Origin of the sequence: Phocaeicola plebeius DSM 17135 (assembly GCF_000187895.1) — a bacterium.
GTDB lineage: Bacteria > Bacteroidota > Bacteroidia > Bacteroidales > Bacteroidaceae > Phocaeicola > Phocaeicola plebeius.
Genome location: NZ_DS990123.1, coordinates 70,188 through 89,412 on the forward strand (window position 1 = coordinate 70,188; position 19,225 = coordinate 89,412).

Here is a 19,225-nt window from a genome sequence, read left to right on the forward strand (position 1 = left end):
CCCCTGAGTATTTAAAGATATTTTCAATAGAATATATATCCCATTCGAGGCTTTTTTCGTACTTTTACCGACAAAATAGCTATTTTATATATACAATGAAAATTTTAAGTTGTACACAACAAAAAGAGGCTGATGCATATACCATCGCCCACGAATCTATATTGTCAATCAACCTTATGGAAAAAGCCGCCGGCCTGCTGGCACAAGCCATCAGCGAGCGATATGACAAATCACACCGTCTTGTCGTATTTGCCGGTCCCGGGAACAATGGCGGAGATGCACTGGCCGTAGCCCGGATTCTTTTCCTTAAGAACTATCCGGTAGAAGTCTATTTGTTCAATGTAAAAGGCACACTTTCTGAAGAATGTCTTACAAACGTACAACGTCTGAAAGAAAGCGGTTTTGCCAACTACACCGAAGTCAGCAACCAGTTCGATCCTCCCCATCTGGGCAGTCACGACGTAGTCATAGATGGTCTGTTCGGTTCCGGACTGCAAAAACCGCTGAGTGGAGGCTTTGCAGCCGTAGTACAATACATCAATGCTTCTCCTGCTCAGGTAGTATCCATTGACATTCCTTCCGGACTGATGGGAGAAGACAACACCCACAACATCCGACAAAATATCATCAAGGCCGACCTGACCCTAAGTATCCAGTTGCCTAAACTCTCCTTCCTTTTTGCTGAAAATGCAGATGTAGTAGGCGAATGGCAATTACTCGACATCGGCATCAGCCGTGAATTCATCGAAGCAGCAAAAACTCCCTATTATATTACCGAAGCCAGCGAAATGCGTGCGCTCATCAAGCCGAGAAAGAAGTTTGCCCACAAAGGCATGTTCGGCCACGGTCTGCTGATAGCCGGTTCCTACGGAATGGGAGGTGCCGCTTTGTTAGCTTCACGTGCCTGTCTGCGTTCAGGCATCGGACTACTTACCGTACACACTCCTGTATGTAACCATGATCTGCTACAGAGCAATGTGCCCGAAGCCATGGTGCAAGATGACGTACACGACCGCTGCTTTGCCGAAGCTGCCGACCTCGACAACTTCCAGGCCGTAGCCATCGGTCCAGGATTAGGACAGGAAGAAATCACGGTGCAGGCACTGTTTGACCAGGTAAGCAACTGTTATATTCCTTTGGTGCTGGATGCAGATGCGCTCAATATCTTCAGCAACTACCGCAACTACCTGACCCGTATTCCTCGCCACAGCATCCTGACTCCACATGTCAAGGAACTGGAACGCATCATCGGACGCTGCAGCAACAGCTATGAACGCTTGTCAAAGGCTAAAGAGCTGGCAGCCCACCTGCAATGCTACATCGTACTGAAAGGGGCATGGAGCGCCGTCATTACCCCTGACGGAGTGACCTATTTCAATCCGACAGGCAATCCGGGTATGGCCACAGCCGGAAGCGGTGATGTACTTACCGGTATTATCCTTTCACTGCTTTCACAAGGCTATACACACGAAGAAGCCTGCCGACTGGGTGTATATGTACACGGTCTGGCTGGCGACATTGCTTGCCAGCAAAAAGGCGTTATCAGCATGACTTCCGGAGATATTGTAGAAGCACTGCCTGAAGCCTGGAAACAACTAATGGAAACTAAATGACAGACAATATGAAAAGAGGAATCATTGCATTGGGACTACTGGCCTCTCTGAATGCCTACTCCCAGGAAAGCTATGTACCACAAGCAGGCGAAGGCATCGTGTACTTCTTGCCTAAGACCAAAGTTGCTATTGACATCATTGCAACCAAAGTAAACTACCAGCCAGGCGACTTCAGCCTCTACGCCAGCCGCTACCTGCGTTTAAATGATGTCAATACACAGCCCGAAAGTCACTGGGAAATCAAGGATATTCATGTACGCCTTGTGGGAGTACCCGACTCCACCAAAGCTTACATCATGAAACTGAAAGATAAAAGTGTGTCGTCCAACGTGGAACTGACAGATAAAGGTATCGTAAAAGCCATTAATACAACCTCTACAGAGAAAGAATCTGCCCCTGACTATAAACTGGAGACACCCGAGCCACATGAAAATGCCCGCAAGTACATGACAGAAGACATCCTCATGGCCGGTTCCAGTGCCAAGATGGCCGAACTGACAGCACGCGAAATTTACAACATACGCGACAGCAAAAATATCATCCTGCGCGGTCAGGCAGAAACCATGCCAAAGGACGGAGCTTCCCTGCAACTGGTTATTGACCAGCTGAACAAACAAGAAAAAGCGCTGACCCAAACATTTACCGGTACTACTGACCGCAAAGACAAAGTCTTTACGTTTTTAGTAGAACCCGACAACAATGCACAAGAACAAATTGCCGCTCGTTTTTCTGCCCAACTAGGAGTGCTTCCTACGAACAATCTGGCGGGTGATCCGATTTACGTTTCCATTCGAAACACTTCCACCTTGCCTGTGCCTGAAGAAGAAGGGAAAAAGAAGAAAAAAATTGACGGTGTCATTTACAATGTACCCGGTAAAGGTAATGTCACAGTCAGCTATCAAGGTAAAAAACTTTTCAACGACGAAATGTCGTTTACCCAGTTCGGCTACACCGAAGTACTGGTAGATGGTCTGTTTGACAAAAAAATCAATACACGGGTCGTTTTCAATTCTACGACTGGTGGTATTCTTAAAATTGACAAAGACTGATACACGAGCTTTATAAATGACAAGAATCCCGTTCTTCGGTATTTATACACGCGAAGAACGGGATTCTTATTTTAAAAGGATAAGGTAAAAGTTGACAACAAAACCTCTTGAACAAAAAAGTATGACATCAAAAAATTTTTTATGTTTTCCGTCAGAGGGCTATTCGTTTGCTAATCGGGAAATATAAATTTCTGCTCCCAGAAACATATAGCTTCGGACAGGAAAACATAAAACAAACAAAGAAATTTCATTAAAACTGCTTCAACGCATTTAACCAAGCTGGGACAGTCCCTAAACGATGCTTCAACTGCGCCTCGTAAAGCGATTGAGGTTCCACTGGAATGCCATTACTTTCATCTAATTTTACCTGCTCCTTTACGAATTTAACTGAAGCCCCATGGAACCCCACAACTACCGGAGGCAAAATCTTCCAGTATTTCCATCCCATACGCCACCAGTCAAACTCACCATTACCAGGTAGTGTTCCGCCTCCATTTACAGCTGTCTTCGTAGCGCACATATTCCAGATAGTAAGATCATTCAAATGATTCGGTACCTGATTAGCATCTCCCCCTTGTCTGGACTGCACAAAACCACCCGTACAATTATCAATCAACGTAGCACGAGGCTGAGTAGCATGCGATTCAAAGCAAGCATCATCCCCCCAGGTTACCCTCCAAATAACAGCTCCCATACTAGGTTTCGATACGCCACAAGCATGATATTGTCCGGCATTAGTCTGAAACGTAGGGTATTGGTCTGCCAACGGTCCGTCCGTACAATCACGTACTGCACCAATAAACACCCTGCTGGAACCTTGGGAACGAATGGCCGAATGTCCGCGATTCCCGGTAATATTAATTTTATAAGCAGAGAAGTTCGCACTAGAGATAATAGAAGCAGCCTCGCTCACACTCTCAAAGTTCACTCGTCGCATCCATGAATTGACCACACGCATAAAAGCAATCGGTTTATACGCCCCATCATCAATCCAGCTACGATGATGAATGAAGTCATCTACAGCATGTCCTACAAACGTCAAATCCTCTACCCCTACATTCTCGTAATAGGAATACTTACGTAATTTCCAGTCCCATTGTGCATCCACTTCATGCATTATCGGTTCTTTAAACGTTAGTTCATCGCCACTAATGCTCACAATCTGATGGTAATCTTCCACCTGCACACCTTCTGTAGAAATATTTGTCATAGTAGATTCCCAAGTATACGGAAGCAATTCCCTTCTCACCAGTTCAGGATTATTGTCATGCAAATACAAGCATACCCACTCACCGACCTTGAAATTTGATGCTCCAGCCACTTTCACCTTAAACGCGCCTTTTTCCGCATTTCCGGTCACTTCATACTCAGCCCCCAGCCATGAATTATGCTTGATATTAATCATTACTGGTGAAGAATACATATCCGATTTCTTTTTAGGCAAGTTAGGAGTTTCCATTTCCAGGAACGTCTTGTCTGCTCCGTCACCTTTTATGACAAAATTCCCTCCATACATTAAAATTTCATTGCTGACATTATTTCCTTTTGCATCTGAGTCAAAATCTGTTTTATTTGCATCGTATGTGTTGTCATCATCATTGTGCAACACATAAGTACCTTCCGGGAAATAAATCACCACATTGGCATTTTTTATCCCTTTATCCAGTTTATACTCATTTATAATATCCAGAAAGGCAGCACGGGCAGACATATTCTTCTGCTGCATACGTTCTTTCACATTCTCAATTTTATATCCAAATGCAAATCCATCGGGAGCTTCTTCTTCCCCATGCCTGTAACCGGCATACGAGAAATCCAGCAATACATTATCGGAAGAGCCTGCTACAAACTTATTCCAGGCCTCTGTTGTGGTTTTACCTTGTACCTGTGCAGTAATTACTTTCGCTCCACACCGTAAATGCAACGACAATGTACCGGCAGATTCGTTCAAAACACAATCCGCAAAAGGAGAAAATGCAGCAGCTGCTTCTTTTTCTATGTCCCATACCTGCCGGTTTCCAATTTGCAGCCATTGAGAACCATCATAGGTAACCTCCCAAAACCTCTTCGAACCAATTCGAAATTGCGGCGTAAAGACTCCTTTACCAGTAGAACTTAATGCGGAAGCACGTTGCCCATTCGCAACTTTTAAATTTTCAGTTTCTCCATCTAATTTATACACCCAATAACCGTCTGCATCAATTCCAACCAAAGGAACAGAGGCATTCTCTTCCAGCTCATCCTCTGCATACACAGTAAGCACATGACCATTGTCTAATTCTATCAGAAACCGGCCGCTACTTTCCCTTGTATAAGCTAAAACTTTAACCTCTCCTTCTGCAATATGTTGCATATCGGCAATATCACGATTCATCTGTGTCAATACATTATCTGCAACCGGACTATCTTCAGCGCTATCTTCTCTATCCCCCTCTGGGTTTTCGCCTTTACACGCACATACAATCAATAGCATGACAGCTGTCCATACACAATGCAGCCATACTGTTTTAAGGTGATTTTTTTTCATTCGTATTCAGTTTTAAATCTTATTCCGTTATATCGCAATAATAAAATCCTTGCGATATAATGTCTTTCTCCAATCTCATGATATTATAAAAAAAATTCTGCCACAATGTGGCAGAATTTTTTCAATCTCTATGACGTTACTATTTAGTCAATAACTTTACAGGAATTATCACTGCCTTACAATATCCTTCTTTAGAGAATATTTTCAGGACAATCTTATCTTCATATTCCTTTCCTTGTACATTCACCGTAGGAGCTGTTATATAAATCTTCTTTTCATCTAACTTCACTCCCCAGGTATTGGTTTCAATCACCACATTTTCTACCTTTGTTTGAGTGACTTTAAACTCACGAGACTCACCCAGGGCAAAGGCAACGGGAGCTGAACCATAATCTACATCAAGGCTCAATCCTCCATATAAAGCTACGGTCTGGCTCATGACAGTATCTCCATTCTTCCATTCAAAGGTCAACGAAGATCCATCATCGGAAACAATTACATTCGTAAAAATAGATACCCCCGCACTTCCTTGAGCAGGATTAGCCGGTCCGATATTACCTAACCAAGTTTTTCCATTGTCCAATGAATATTCCCACATGCCTTGTGCATTTACACGAATCTTAGGGGTAACTCCAGTCTCACCTAAAGCCGGTGCTTGCTGACCTTCGGAATTCATCAAAGGATAAGTTTCATCGCCTTGCGTATAAAACCATTTACCATCAGCAATAGAAAACAACGGTAAATCTTCTGCCGGTTTTCCGCTATAGATTTTAATTGTTTCCCCATTGCTCAGTTCCACAGTATAATCTCCGTTTTCACTCACGGCATATCCCATTACCAACAACTTTCCATCAAGGACTCCCTGATAATTTGAAATATTCTCATTCAACTGAGCCAACATAGGTTCCAACTGATCCAAGCGAGAGTTCAAATCATCAATATCCTTCTGGATATCGTCTCTCTTGTCACACGAATTCAGCGCGACAAGAGAAATCATACTAAGAAATAAAAATATCAGTTTCTTCATGGGTCAAAGGTTTTTATTCAAATTTTGCACCATATTCTGCATAAGTAGCATTAGGAACAAACGTACCTGTAGAAAGATCGAAGGTTCCACCAACAAATGGATTTTCTGCACTTTCTGTAGATTCAGCCTTAATATTGATAATATTTTCAGCACCCTCAAACTTATTATCATCAAATCCAAAGAATGCAATCCAAGTATTTGTATTCGCATTGAGACTAAATCCTACATTGTGCTTACAAACAGTTCCTGCAATTTTCGTATTTCCCGGACGTAAGATGATACCGTTTGCAGGAAGAGTAGAAGCCCAGAAGAGATTATTCTGCAAATCTACCGTACCTAAACTAAGCTGATAATACATTCCACTCCAATTAGGACAAACATTAACAAATGTATTATTATTAAGAACCAGTTTGTCCAAACTTGAGGTAGCATTCGTAGAATTAAAGATCTTGAATCCATTTCCGCTTGTTACAGCTTCAGCATAGAATACATTGTTCACCAAAGATAAATTTCCAAATTTTGTAGAAGTATTCTTATCAATATGAACAAGATACATACTGTTATTCAATTTCACCTTCGAATTCTTAATAGTCAGGCTATTGAAATAACGTCCGTCTGTTGTCAACTCAAAAAAGTTTTTATTTCCTAAAGTCAGATTACAGTTATCAAACACAATAGCTTTATCTTGTACGTCATTCTTATAGGCCAATAATGCCGGAGTAGTAGTAGAAGAAGCATCAAAGTTAACATTATAGAATACATAATAACCATCACTTTCAGCAGGAGATGATCCCATATTTAACTGAATACGATTCTTCAATACTACTTTTGCAGTCTGGTCAGCAGAATTATCACCTATTACAATCAACGATTTAGCAGAAACTGATGTAGGCGCATTATACGTCAATGTAGCTCCAGGTTTCACAAAATAAACCTTATAATCTAATTTAGAGATTTCGGTATCAGATTCAATGCTACATGCTTCACCGAACATAGCCTTAGAAATCTCTACTCCATTTACATTGATAGCCTGATCCGCATCATACAAGGCCTTATAACTTGCAACTACAAGTTTTGCCTCCACTTTAATTTTATCAATTGCCCAGTTAATCCCTTTATTTACCTGCAAAACCAATTCTGTAGAATTATCGGCAGTAGCACGGCTCTGTACTGAAGCCTGGGCCGGAGCTGTAACCGTTAAAGTTGCCTTTCCATCTTTTACCTCACTCAATGTAGCTGTCCAGCCTCCTGCAGGAACAGTTACAAAAGAGTTATCACCAGAAATTTCCACTTCAGTTGTTACAGTTTCACCATATCCGATAGTCCAGACACCATCTTTAAATCCTTTAGCAGGATCTACAATCTGTGCCTTTAAATCGGCTACAATAGGTAATGAGTAAGTCTCTCCGTCCTTCAATGTAACCTCCAGCATATCACCTTTCACATTCACTTCTTTAAAGAATGCATCAGAAACACTTACATCACCCCCTGTAGTGGCAGGAACCTTCTTATTATTTACATCCAATACATAGTCATAGGTAACCCCGCCATCAAGGCTAATTTGCCAATATTTATCTGCACTGATATTAAATTTAGGAGTTATACCATCGTTACCGGTAGCTTGTCCTATTACTTTATCATTCAGAACCCATTCTCCATTTTCATTAATCGTAATATCAGGTTCAACAATCTGTCCTTCATTTCCTTGTGACAAAGTAATTTCAGACCCGTCACTTAACTTCAACGTATAGGTTCCATTTTCCAATGTATATGAAGATATGGTTTTCGTTCCATCCAATATTACACGAATAGCGTTCATATTGTCATTGATGGCACTCACCTGAGCTTCCAAGCTTTCTACACGGTTCTCCAACTCATCCACATTATTTCTCAAATCATCTGTATCACATCCTGCCCACACAAATAACATCAGCAGGAAAGGCAGTAAAGATTTAAAGTTCTTCATAAGATATATCATTTAGTTTGTTTATTTTACGTTAATTACCATATTTATAATTTTTGACTCACTATGTTTATAATTTTCATTAGAAACATAGAAAGTAGCTCTATAAGTTCCGACCTCGTTGTATGTATATTCATACGAAGAAAAACGGTTTGTCATATTTTTCAAAGCGACTCCTGTATCAGGAGAACAAGCATTGATTACCAAATAATCAGACACTAACCATGATTCGCGAAGCCCCTTTCCAAGAGCGGCACTATGCACATAGAAACTACCGGTAGAAGCATTAGAAAGATTCCACATACCCCAAATATTATTAGTTACGGTACCATACCACAAGGCACTTTCTATCAGATTATTATTTGTGTCATAATATCCGGTATTCTTTGACAGGTTCGGGTCAATCTCTACACTGCTAACATCAGAACTCCATACATTTACAGGAGTAAAGCCCATATTTGAAGCATAAAGTTCAACTGCAGAACCATTCGTCAGTTCATTTGTGATTTTCACTTTACTAAAGTTCAATCTAGGCTGCTGTTTTGTAAGATCATGTGGATGCACATGAATAGCCAATGTAATATTTTTTCCCAAATGAGACATCATATCCATTTCATAGCTCACAGTTTTACTAGGCTCAACCGGAAGTTCCTCTTGCTTCACCCATTCCGTCCATCCAGTAAAATCCTTCAACTGTTGACAATCTCCAGGAAAATCGTCTTTATAAAGTCCAGGAAATTCCTCAGACATATACATGCTGAAAAGATTGTCATACGCACCACTATACTGGGTATTTATTTCTACAGTCAGTTTTGAAGATACAATCTGAGACGGATCGATTGTAACCCTTTCCCGATAATCAAAATTATGTCCAGTTTCTCCGCTAAAGAAAGTGATATTATCCGGTTCACCTCCTATATTAAATTTAACAGGGGTTCCTTTTGCCACAGTAATCACCTTTCCATCGTACGTCACGTTATCGTTTGTCTCAACTGTTACACTAACATCTTTCAAGTCTTTCTCCAGTTCATCATTACATGCCACTGAAGAAAAAGCCGCTAATGTCAGAAACAACCAATTATATGTTTTCATAATTCTTACTACTTTAATATTGTTTTCAAGATTACCAGCCTGGATTATTTTCTGTTATTTCCTTATTTACAGACATTTCCTGATCTGGTATCGGGAAATAATTATAGGCTTCTGTCACGTTTTTGAAATAATTATGTACACTATTAGTTTGTACCTGCTTCCATTCATCACCTGCAGAAAGAGCTACATCTACCATAGCATGCATATTAGTCACAAATTCTCCCCATCGTATCAAATCATAACGACGTGTAAACTCAAAACACAATTCCATTGCACGTTCGTCTTTCACAGCCTGACGGAAACCAGCCTGATCCAGGCCACTCAAAGTAGAAATGCCAGCTCTCGAACGTACCTTATTAATACATGTATATGCTAATGTAGTAGGACCTCCATTCACTTCATTCTCAGCCTCGGCAATCATCAGCAATACATCCGAATAACGCAATATAGGGAAGTTGATGCAAGTATAGTTTTTATCTTTCTTGTCAGCTTCATATTCGCGACGGAACTTTGCACAAGCCCGACCTTTATCTTTTACTTCACTAGGATTTTCAAAATCACCTACCTGATTATAGCTCTCTGCCGGTCCTGTATATTCACCGTATGAATAAGTATCCTCGCCCCAGTTATGGAATTCATCAAGGATTTTACGCATAGAACCTTTAACGAAATAGCGTCCGGTAACCGAAACCTTTGCCTTATTATCCTTTTCTACATACTTAAATGGAGCCAAATTCCAGTAGAAACGCTCATAATCACCATTAGCAGTGTACAGATCAAACAGTTTCGGAGTAGCAAATATAAACTGGTAGCAATAACCCGGGTCATTCTTTCCTACCACATTACTATTATTTGACAAGTCCGGACCTTCCAATCCTACATTATTTCCCCAACGTCCAGCAGCCTTCACATCAGTCTGATTGCCACCAGCAAATTCTACTTCCCAAATACTCTCATACTTTCCAGTACTATTGTATCTGTCTGAACACAAATCAATGAATACATCCCAGTAATTATCAGCCAGATCATGTCCTTCGTTCATCACTTTCTGAGCATATTCACTTGCCTTTGCAAAATATTCTGTCTCCTTTCCTGAAGGCTGAGTCTTCATTCTATGATATTCTCCTGCACGGAACATGTATACTCTTGCCAAGATTCCCCAGGCTGCAGAACGAGAAATTCGTCCAGGCTTATATCCCAATTCACTGGCATGTAACAAGCCTCCTTTTTCTTCATCGGCCGCTTCAGACATTTCGGTTACAATAAAATCATAAATTTTCTCTCTGTCAGTACGCGGAAGACTCAGATTATCTACGGTATTGGTCGATTCAGTCTTGAACGGCACATCACCCCAGTTTTGTACCAATGTGAAATAGTAAAAAGCACGTAAAAAGCGAGCTTCTGCTATATACTGAGCTTTCTGTTCATCAGAAATATCATTTACGCGATCAATGTTCTCCAGGAACATATTGGCACGATTAATACCAGAATACAATGTATACCACATACCAGTAACGGCAGGGTCACTTGATACTGTATTGGCACAGATAAGTCCTTTATCAGCCGGCTGACGAGTACTTGTTCCGCCATAATGCTGCAAGTCGTCACCACCAGCAAGATACATAAAATTCTCTCCATAGAAAGTAGATTGTCCCAAAATGGCATATACACCTGTCAGGAATGACTCTGCTTCCGTGGCATTGTTAAAATATTTCTCCGGAGAAAGCTTATAAGGCTCCTTGTCCAGGAAGTTACAAGAGGAAACCAATCCTCCAAACAAGAAAGCACATAAAGCGTATTTTATTATTTTCATATATTTCACGATTTATAATTCAACCCTTTATTAAAATCCCAAATTAACACCAAAACTCAAAGTGAATGCTCTCGGATAAGAAGAGAAGTCAAGACCAGGAGTCAAGGCACTGTTACGAATAGAAACCTCTGGGTCATAACCCGAATAACTTGTCCATGTCCACAGGTTCTGAGCTGCCAGATATACTCTTGCATTACTCAATTTAGCTTTTGCAATCAGAGTTTTCGGGAATGTGTAACCCAACGTAACGGTCTTCAAACGCAAATAAGAGCCATCTTCTATAATACGTGAAGATATCACATTATTTGATGCAGATTTAGTTGCTGCAGGAATATCGCTATCTGGATTATCCGGTGTCCAACGGTTTGCATAAGAAGCAAACTGGTTCAAATCCTTCTTACCACCTGCATTTTCAAAGAACAAGCGGTTTGCATTCATAATATCATTTCCGTATGACCACTGGAAGAAGATACTCAGGTCAAATCCTTTATAAGCAAAGCTATTAGTAAAGCCACCAGTATGGATTGGCAAACCACGACCTATAATCGTACGGTCATTGGAATCAATAACTCCATCTCCATTTATATCCTTATATTTAGGCATACCCGGCTGTGTATTTGCTTCTGAACTGAAATACGGTACATTATCTTTCAAAGTATAGCTATTTCCAGACTTAATAAAGTCATCGTACTTATAAGTACCTTCATAAAGATAACCATACATCATACCCATCGGAAGTCCTACCTTAGCAATATAGCTCGGCTGAGAATTATAATTCTGGTCAAATTTGGCAGCAGTTGTCAATGACAGCTGATTTTCAGCCAGTTCAAGTACCTCATTCTTATTGAATGCAATATTAAAGTCACTAGTCCAAGTAAAATCTTTTGTCTTGATGTTTACTGTACTTAAGCTCAATTCCAAACCATCGTTACGAACCTTACCTATATTCTTCGTAGCACTATAATATCCAGAAACAAGAGGTAAAGAAGCTTCCAAAAGCAAATCACGCGTAGTTTTACGATATACATCAGCTGTGAAATTCAACCGTTCATCAAAGAAACTCAAATCCAAACCTACGTTCCATTGCTCAGTAGTTTCCCATTTCAAATCTTCATTTGGAAGAGAAACGGGCACCATACCTACACTACTCATGTCATTATCAAAAGGATAAACACCGCTCGGTATACTACCATTAGAGATATAATCTCCTTGTTTCTCCTTCAGCATCTGCAACAAAGCATAATAATCATACTCTCCAATACGGTTATTACCCGTCAATCCCCAGCTTACACGCAGCTTACCTGCTCCAACAACTTTCTTAATTGGAGCCATAAACTCTTCTTCCATAAAGTTCCAAGCTAAAGATCCTGAGGGGAAATAGCCATAACGATGTTTTTTGCTAAACTTGGATGAGCCATCGGCACGGAATGAAGCGGTTGCATAATATTTTGATTTATAATTATAATTCAAACGTGCCAAGTAAGACATCATTGCCCAAGAACTCTTCAAAGAAGATGAAGAAGACAAAGTTCCATCTGCCATTCCAGCCATTCCCAGTGATTCATTAGGGATATGAGTAGACTTCAGTGAATAATATTCATAATCTGAATTCTGGAATGTAATACCAATCAAAGAGTTAAAGAAATGTTTCTTCTTAATGTTTGTTTGATATGTCAACGTATTTTCATTCAACCATGTCAAACGTTCATTACGAATAATCTGCGCATTCACTTTATCGGTAGAAGTCGGACCACCGTAACGTGTATTGGAGTTGTTGAACTGGTCGTTTTTACGTGCATCGTAAGTATAACCTCCCGAAACCTTCAATTTCAATCCTTTAATAAATTCATAAGAAACGTATCCGTTCATCTGAAGATTATTAATATAGTACTTGCGATATTCCTCTTTTAAAGAACGGATAGGATTGAAACGGTAGTCATTACTGCTATCAATAGCCTCATCCATCACGTCATTCAGCAATGACTCCATAGACTTGTTCGGATAAGTAACAGGACGATATCCCCATACACTATAGAACAGGTTATTCATACCACTATAAGAAGTTTCTGATGGAGTGCTACCAGTCTGTATGCTACGAGAATAGTTTGTAGTCAGACTAATATCCAATTTATCTCTTTTCACAACCGTATTTGCACGCGCCTGAAAACGTTCATAACCTGAATTCAGCAAAATACCATCTTGATTATAATAAGATACAGATGCATTGTAACGAACACCTTCTGTACCTCCCGTAATTCTTATATTATGATTATGCTGCAAAGCTGTACGCAAAATTTCATCTTGCCAGTCATATTGGAAAATATCACGATAATCTTCCAGAGTCCATTGTTTTCCTTGATATTCCATAAGGTATCCACCTGTCGAATTTGCAATGGATGCAGGATATGTTTCTGCCTGTAATTTTACAAATTCGTATGCATCCATCATCGGAATGGTACGAGTCACATGCTGCATGGTTACACTTCCATCATATGTAATTTGTGCCTTACCTACCTTACCTTTTTTAGTCGTAATAATAACTACACCATTTGCACCACGAGCACCATAAATAGCCGTAGCCGAAGCATCCTTCAAAATATCCAATGATTCAATATCAGAAGGGTTGATAGTACTTGCAATGGCAGCATCTTCCACCGGGAAACCATCAATTACATAAAGTGGAGAGTTATCCTGTGTCAATGAGTTATTACCACGAATTACAATATTCATCGTTCCACCCGGAGTACCTTCTCCAGAAGACACATTTACACCCGCAATACGTCCCCCCAGTGTCTGGTCAAATGACCCTACTGGAGTATTTAACAATTCATTCATATCCGCCTTGGCTACAGAACCAGTCAGGTCTTTTTTTCTCACTTCCTGGTAACCAACGACTACAACTTCATCCAATACCTTTGTATCTTCTTCCAATACAATAGACATTGGTTTAGAGGGATCCACCTGGAGTTCTTTTGTGGCATAGCCAATAAAAGAAATCACAATAACGGATTTTTTGTCAGGTACTCCTAACGAAAACTTACCATCAATATCGGTAATGGTTCCCTGAGTAGTACCTTTTACTTGAATACTGGCACCGATGACACTTTCTCCTGTCTTGTCAATCACAGTACCCTTCACGAGCACCTGGGCCATAGCCACAGTCATAGAGAATAAGACGAACAGCATCATGCTCAATCCCCTTCTCCATAGAATAGTACGGAATTCAGTTTGCATACAATGAATTTAGATTAAATTTAGATTTTAAAGTTTTCGTGACAAATGTACCGTTTTATTATAGAAAGAAGTGACAAAATAGTTCATTTAAGGGGACAAAAATATTCATTAGCTAAAAAAACAAAAAATTACAAACTTTATAAACACCTATTTATCAGATACATACGAAAACAAACATGATAAAGAACATCTATTTCACAAATAAAATTATACCTCCAAATGCTTTTACATCACCCTCAAAAACACAAGTACATTGTAGTGTACTAAATAAGTTGACACAATTTATTTAGTAACATGCGTAAAAATCGAAAGTTCTCAAAGGCAGAATGTCTGTCTTATCTGGAAGAATATATGTGTTCTTCTCAGAACCATAGTGAATTTGAACGAGAAAAAGGTCTGAAACGTACTACAATTAGCCGCTGGCTTCGTATCTTTGGGATTGAAGATAAACCAAGTCCCATTATGAGCAAGAAACTAAGTCAGACCGAGCAGGAGCTTCATGACCGTATTCATGAGCTCGAGCGGAAAATCAAGTCCCTGGAAGTAGAGTTGAAGCAGTCCAACATGGCCCGTGACGCCTACGACTGCATGATTGACCTTGCGGAAAAGACCTATAACATTCCGGTAAGAAAAAACTCCGGTGCCAAGTAATCCGGGGCCTGTCTCAAGGCGGACGCCGTTACCGCGTGCGTCCGCTTTGCAGATTGCTTGGCATATCAGCACAGGGATACTACAAGCATGACTATGCCTCAAACGAGGCTGACATACTCTCTGCCAGCATTGTATTGTACTGCCTGTACGTCCGCCAGAAGGAATGTCTTCCCAAGGCGGGCTGTCGGGAACTCTACACACTCTGCCGTGAATACTTCAGGGAAAAGTTCACCATAGGACGGGACAGGTTTTACAATGTGCTCCGTTCCAACTCGCTCATGCTCAGGCGGACAAGGTACCGTCCTCGTACCACGGACTCCAGACACGGTTACCGTCTTTACAGGGATCTTGTAAACACTTCTCCCAAGTACACGCCTGTGGGCAATGGCCGGCTTGTGGTGGCGGACATCACCTATATCTATACCAGAGAAGGTTTTGCCTATCTTTCACTGGTGACTGACGCCTACAGCAGATACATAGTCGGATACTGCCTGAGCAGGAGTCTGGATGCGGAGGGACCGCTGAAAGCCATGTACATGGCTCTGGAGACCTACCGTGCCTACGGAATCAGTACGGAAGGCATGATACACCACTCTGACCGTGGCGTGCAGTATGCCTCGAAGCAGTACACGAACCTGCTGCTTTCACAAGGCATCAGAATCAGCATGACCCAGACGGGAGACCCGCTTCACAATGCCCTGGCCGAGAGGATGAACAACACCCTGAAGAACGGGTGGCTCTTCAATGAAGGTGATATGGACTTCAGACAGGCAGAGGAAGCCGTAAGTAAATCCGTAGCGATGTACAACAATGCCAGACCACACAGGGCACTGGGTATGAAGACCCCTATGGAAGTCTTTTCAGGCAGAGGAGGAAACCCTCTTATGGAATATCGGTATAACTGAAAGATGTGCTCGTCGGGACGGGTGCTCCCGCCCCTTGCCGCACGGCGCTCCCCGAGCGATGAGTTTTTAGAGAGAAAATATACGGATATTGAGTTTTTGTTGTAGTTTTGCAGAACTGACAACCTTTTTAGGAATATAATGTTTAACCTGTCAACTTAGTCAGGAATTAATCTTCAAACTGACAACTATTTTTAGTACACTTCACATTTCAACTAAAACGCAAGTACGTTTCCTTTAAAATGTACTTGTGTTTCAGTTAAAATGTCAAAGAGTTTAAAATCAAACGCCCTTGCGTTTTCTCAGCAGATATCAAAATCATCTTTTTTCCTCTTTATTTAAAGAGGAAATATTCACCTTAGCTTGTTTTTCTGTTTCTATTATTTGCAGAGTTCTCAAATTAGCCCTATCTTCGCACGATAAAAACATTCAACTTTGTTATGACCCGAATGAACAAAATAAAGAAACTAAAAAAAATCCGCCTCCACCATGAAGGAACTCACATTCTGATTACCAGCGCAATATTATTGCTTCTTGTAAACTCCGCTTTATATTGGGGGATAGAATGTCGGATACCATTTTATATTGTAGCGCCCATTAGTATCATTCTGTATCTACTGATGGTCAATTTTTTCCGCTGCCCGATTCGATTGTTCAAAGGAGATACGGAAAAAACCGTAGTAGCTCCTGCCGACGGACGTATCGTGGTAATTGAGGAGGTGGATGAACACGAATATTTCCATGACCGCCGACTGATGATTTCCATTTTCATGGACATCACCAATGTACATGCCAACTGGTATCCTGTAGACGGAGTGGTAAAGCATGTAGACCATCATAACGGACGTTTTATGAAAGCATGGCTTCCCAAAGCCAGTACGGAAAACGAACGCTCCATGGTGGTAATTGAAACTCCTGAGGGTCATACAGTAATGGCACGCCAGATTGCAGGTGCAGTAGCAAGACGCATCGTTACCTATGCAGTACCGGGGGAAGATTGTTATATTGACGAACACATGGGATTTATCAAATTCGGCTCACGGGTAGATGTATATCTGCCACTGGGCACAGAAGTCTGCGTCAGCATGGGACAAAAAACCACCGGTAATGAAACGGTAATTGCCCGTCTGCCTTAAACCTGAAATACAATATTTACACCTTATTATATAATAAGATATGGCAAATGTGATAACCCGGAACATTCCCAATACCATTACAAGTTGCAACTTGTTTTGTGGATGCATAGCCAGCTATATGGCTTTTCATTGTAAATATGAACTGGCTCTGCTTTTTATTGTATTAGGAGCCACATTCGACTTTTTTGATGGAATGACCGCCCGTCTGCTACATGTATCTTCTCCCATAGGAAAAGAACTTGATTCACTGGCAGATGACATCACTTTTGGACTTGCACCGGCTGCCATCGCATTTTCTTTGTTTAAAGAAGTACATTATCCGGATTTTCTTCTGCCATTGTCAGGAATCATGCCCTATACAGCTTTCCTGATAGCTGTTTTCTCTGCCTTACGATTAGCCAAGTTTAATTTGGATGAACGACAGACTTCCTCCTTTATCGGGATGCCTACTCCAGCCAATGCGTTATTCTGGGGCTCACTGACCGTAGGTGCACACAGTTTTTTAGTATCCGACCATTTCAACGCTTTATACCTGTTCATCTTAGTAGTAATCATGTCACTGCTGCTGGTGGCAGAACTCCCGATGTTCTCACTGAAGTTTAAAGACCTGTCATGGGGACATAACAAGATAAGCTATATTTTTCTGATTGTCAGTATCCCTCTGCTAATTATTTTCCAACTGAGCGGATTTGCGGCTGTCATCGTCTGGTATATCATTCTGTCATTACTGACATATAAGAAATAGCTTAGAAATCGTATGGCACATTTTTTGCATATCTCACATTAAAAACAAAAGACAATGTTCCATATTTTAGGCTTTCTATTTTTTATTATACTGGTTGTTCTGGTGATTGGATTGCTTATACTTTCCAAAATCGTCAGTCTGGTATTCGGATTCAAACGCCGTATGCAAGGTAAGAATTCGGGTCAGAGAACAACTTACTCTTCTCAAAATTATCAGTCGAACCCTCGTCAGGAAGAGACAACAGATTCTTACTCCACACAAGGAGATGTACCTGTGCGTCAACGCAAAAAGATTTTTGATAAAGACGAAGGGGAATACGTAGAGTTCGAAGAAATCAAATAAACCATCATCTCCTCTTCCGGAAGAAATCTTTCATCAGTCCGGCACATTCATCGGCCAGCACCCCTTTCACGACCACGGTCTTCGGATGCAAGGCTTGAGGTGCATAGCGCTGGTAGCCTCTTTTCTCGTCTTCTGCACCGAAAACGAGCCGACCGACCTGCGACCAGGCAATGGCACCGGCACACATCACACAGGGCTCCACTGTAACGTAGAGCGTACAGTCTGTCAAATATTTTGCTCCTAACGAATTGGCAGCGGCAGTAAGTGCCTGCATCTCGGCATGGGCTGTCACATCGTGCAGTGTTTCGGTCAGGTTATGCGCACGCGCCAGGATACGGTCACGACAGACTACCACGGCTCCCACCGGAACCTCTCCTCTTTCTGCTGCCCGTGCGGCCTCAGCCAGAGCCTGTTTCATGTAAAAAGAATCGTCTGCCATAACTTATCTGCGCATATCGTGTTCCTTAAAAAGAGTAGGATAATCTTCCTCCATATTCTGATGGATAAAAGCCAATACAGTCTCGCGAAGCCAGCGTGCCTTGTTGGTTATCTGGTATTTCTCCAGATAACGGTCTACAATTCGCACCTCTTCTTCGCTCATCAGACAAACCATCCGCTGGCGGCGGGGAGGATTACTGACTGGTACTTTTTTTCTTTTTTTTCCGCTATTTACCATCTTCGGTGCAAAATTAGCGTATTCTGTTAAAATGGAAGCATAAAAATGCGTATTTTTGCGAAAAAGCGGAAAAATGGCATCACATAATGAACTAGGAAAAGAAGGAGAAAATACGGCCGTGAAGTACCTGCTGGAGAAAGGATATGAAATCAGGCATCGAAACTGGCACTCCGGACACCGTGACCTGGACATCGTGGCACAGAAAGACGGTGAACTGGTCATTGTGGAGGTTAAGACACGAAGCGATGCCAGCTTCGGACAGCCGGAGGATGCGGTGGACAGGCGTAAGATAAGAAGCATCGTAGCCTCTACGGATGCATACGTCCGAAAGTTTGCCATTGACCTTCCAGTTCGCTTTGATATTATCACGGTAGTAGGAAACCGCCCTCCCTTCCACATAGAACACATTGAGGACGCCTTTTTCCCGCCCGTGTGGAACTAACTTTGAAACAGAA

General features: G+C 41.4%; 16 protein-coding genes. 8 read left to right on the top strand and 8 right to left on the bottom strand.

Going from position 1 to position 19,225, the window contains the following annotated elements; all coding sequences use genetic code 11:
* The first annotated feature begins 95 nt into the window (after window positions 1-95).
* Both BACPLE_RS05730 and BACPLE_RS05735 read left to right on the top strand, forming a co-directional pair.
* Complete coding sequence (locus BACPLE_RS05730) at window positions 96-1,613, top strand: NAD(P)H-hydrate dehydratase (RefSeq protein ID WP_007559757.1); 1,518 nt, start codon at window positions 96-98, stop codon at window positions 1,611-1,613.
* 8 nt (window positions 1,614-1,621) lie between these two features.
* Window positions 1,622-2,662 carry a DUF4831 family protein gene (locus BACPLE_RS05735; protein WP_040312491.1) on the top strand — a complete coding sequence of 347 codons (1,041 nt, stop codon included), beginning with the start codon at window positions 1,622-1,624 and terminating at the stop codon, window positions 2,660-2,662.
* A 250-nt stretch (window positions 2,663-2,912) separates the two neighbouring features.
* On the opposite strand, the gene BACPLE_RS05740 is transcribed toward BACPLE_RS05735, so the two are convergent.
* The 6 genes from BACPLE_RS05740 to BACPLE_RS05765 all read right to left on the bottom strand — a co-directional run bounded on the left by BACPLE_RS05740 (window position 2,913) and on the right by BACPLE_RS05765 (window position 14,273).
* Window positions 2,913-5,189: a DUF4955 domain-containing protein gene (locus BACPLE_RS05740; RefSeq protein WP_007559760.1), complete on the bottom strand. Its 2,277-nt coding sequence runs from the start codon at window positions 5,187-5,189 to the stop codon at window positions 2,913-2,915.
* A gap of 139 nt (window positions 5,190-5,328) precedes the next feature.
* Window positions 5,329-6,216: a PL29 family lyase N-terminal domain-containing protein gene (locus BACPLE_RS05745; RefSeq protein ID WP_007559761.1), complete on the bottom strand. Its 888-nt coding sequence runs from the start codon at window positions 6,214-6,216 to the stop codon at window positions 5,329-5,331.
* 13 nt (window positions 6,217-6,229) lie between these two features.
* Window positions 6,230-8,182: a PL29 family lyase N-terminal domain-containing protein gene (locus BACPLE_RS05750; RefSeq protein ID WP_157131885.1), complete on the bottom strand. Its 1,953-nt coding sequence runs from the start codon at window positions 8,180-8,182 to the stop codon at window positions 6,230-6,232.
* A gap of 21 nt (window positions 8,183-8,203) precedes the next feature.
* On the bottom strand, window positions 8,204-9,271 hold the full coding sequence (locus BACPLE_RS05755; RefSeq protein WP_007559763.1) for a DUF5017 domain-containing protein: 1,068 nt from the start codon (window positions 9,269-9,271) through the stop codon (window positions 8,204-8,206).
* Window positions 9,272-9,302: 31 nt separating this feature from the next.
* Window positions 9,303-11,084 (bottom strand): RagB/SusD family nutrient uptake outer membrane protein, encoded by a 1,782-nt coding sequence (locus tag BACPLE_RS05760; protein WP_007559764.1) that lies wholly within the window; start codon window positions 11,082-11,084, stop codon window positions 9,303-9,305.
* A gap of 30 nt (window positions 11,085-11,114) precedes the next feature.
* Window positions 11,115-14,273, bottom strand: coding sequence for a SusC/RagA family TonB-linked outer membrane protein (locus BACPLE_RS05765; RefSeq protein ID WP_373135706.1), 3,159 nt, complete (start codon window positions 14,271-14,273; stop codon window positions 11,115-11,117).
* A gap of 339 nt (window positions 14,274-14,612) precedes the next feature.
* On the opposite strand from BACPLE_RS05765, the gene BACPLE_RS18565 reads away from it, so the two are divergent.
* The 5 genes from BACPLE_RS18565 to BACPLE_RS05790 all read left to right on the top strand — a co-directional run bounded on the left by BACPLE_RS18565 (window position 14,613) and on the right by BACPLE_RS05790 (window position 18,094).
* Entirely contained in the window at window positions 14,613-14,969 is a 357-nt protein-coding gene (locus tag BACPLE_RS18565; RefSeq protein ID WP_007559766.1) for a hypothetical protein, read from the top strand.
* Window positions 14,970-14,977: 8 nt separating this feature from the next.
* Window positions 14,978-15,874 (top strand): IS3 family transposase, encoded by an 897-nt coding sequence (locus tag BACPLE_RS05775; RefSeq protein WP_040312483.1) that lies wholly within the window; start codon window positions 14,978-14,980, stop codon window positions 15,872-15,874.
* A 446-nt stretch (window positions 15,875-16,320) separates the two neighbouring features.
* Complete coding sequence (locus BACPLE_RS05780) at window positions 16,321-17,007, top strand: phosphatidylserine decarboxylase family protein (RefSeq protein WP_007559770.1); 687 nt, start codon at window positions 16,321-16,323, stop codon at window positions 17,005-17,007.
* Window positions 17,008-17,047: 40 nt separating this feature from the next.
* A complete protein-coding gene (locus BACPLE_RS05785) occupies window positions 17,048-17,752 on the top strand; it encodes a CDP-alcohol phosphatidyltransferase family protein (RefSeq protein ID WP_040312484.1) in 705 nt (234 codons plus the stop codon).
* A 54-nt stretch (window positions 17,753-17,806) separates the two neighbouring features.
* A complete protein-coding gene (locus BACPLE_RS05790) occupies window positions 17,807-18,094 on the top strand; it encodes a DUF4834 family protein (protein WP_007559772.1) in 288 nt (95 codons plus the stop codon).
* 4 nt (window positions 18,095-18,098) lie between these two features.
* Here BACPLE_RS05790 and BACPLE_RS05795 read toward each other — a convergent pair whose 3' ends face one another.
* A complete protein-coding gene (locus BACPLE_RS05795; protein WP_007559773.1) occupies window positions 18,099-18,533 on the bottom strand; it encodes a nucleoside deaminase in 435 nt (144 codons plus the stop codon).
* Between the two features lie 3 nt (window positions 18,534-18,536).
* A complete protein-coding gene (locus BACPLE_RS05800; protein ID WP_007559774.1) occupies window positions 18,537-18,770 on the bottom strand; it encodes a hypothetical protein in 234 nt (77 codons plus the stop codon).
* Between the two features lie 73 nt (window positions 18,771-18,843).
* Here BACPLE_RS05800 and BACPLE_RS05805 point away from each other — a divergent pair, with 73 nt between their 5' ends.
* Window positions 18,844-19,212 carry a YraN family protein gene (locus tag BACPLE_RS05805; RefSeq protein WP_007559781.1) on the top strand — a complete coding sequence of 123 codons (369 nt, stop codon included), beginning with the start codon at window positions 18,844-18,846 and terminating at the stop codon, window positions 19,210-19,212.
* Window positions 19,213-19,225 lie beyond the last annotated feature (13 nt).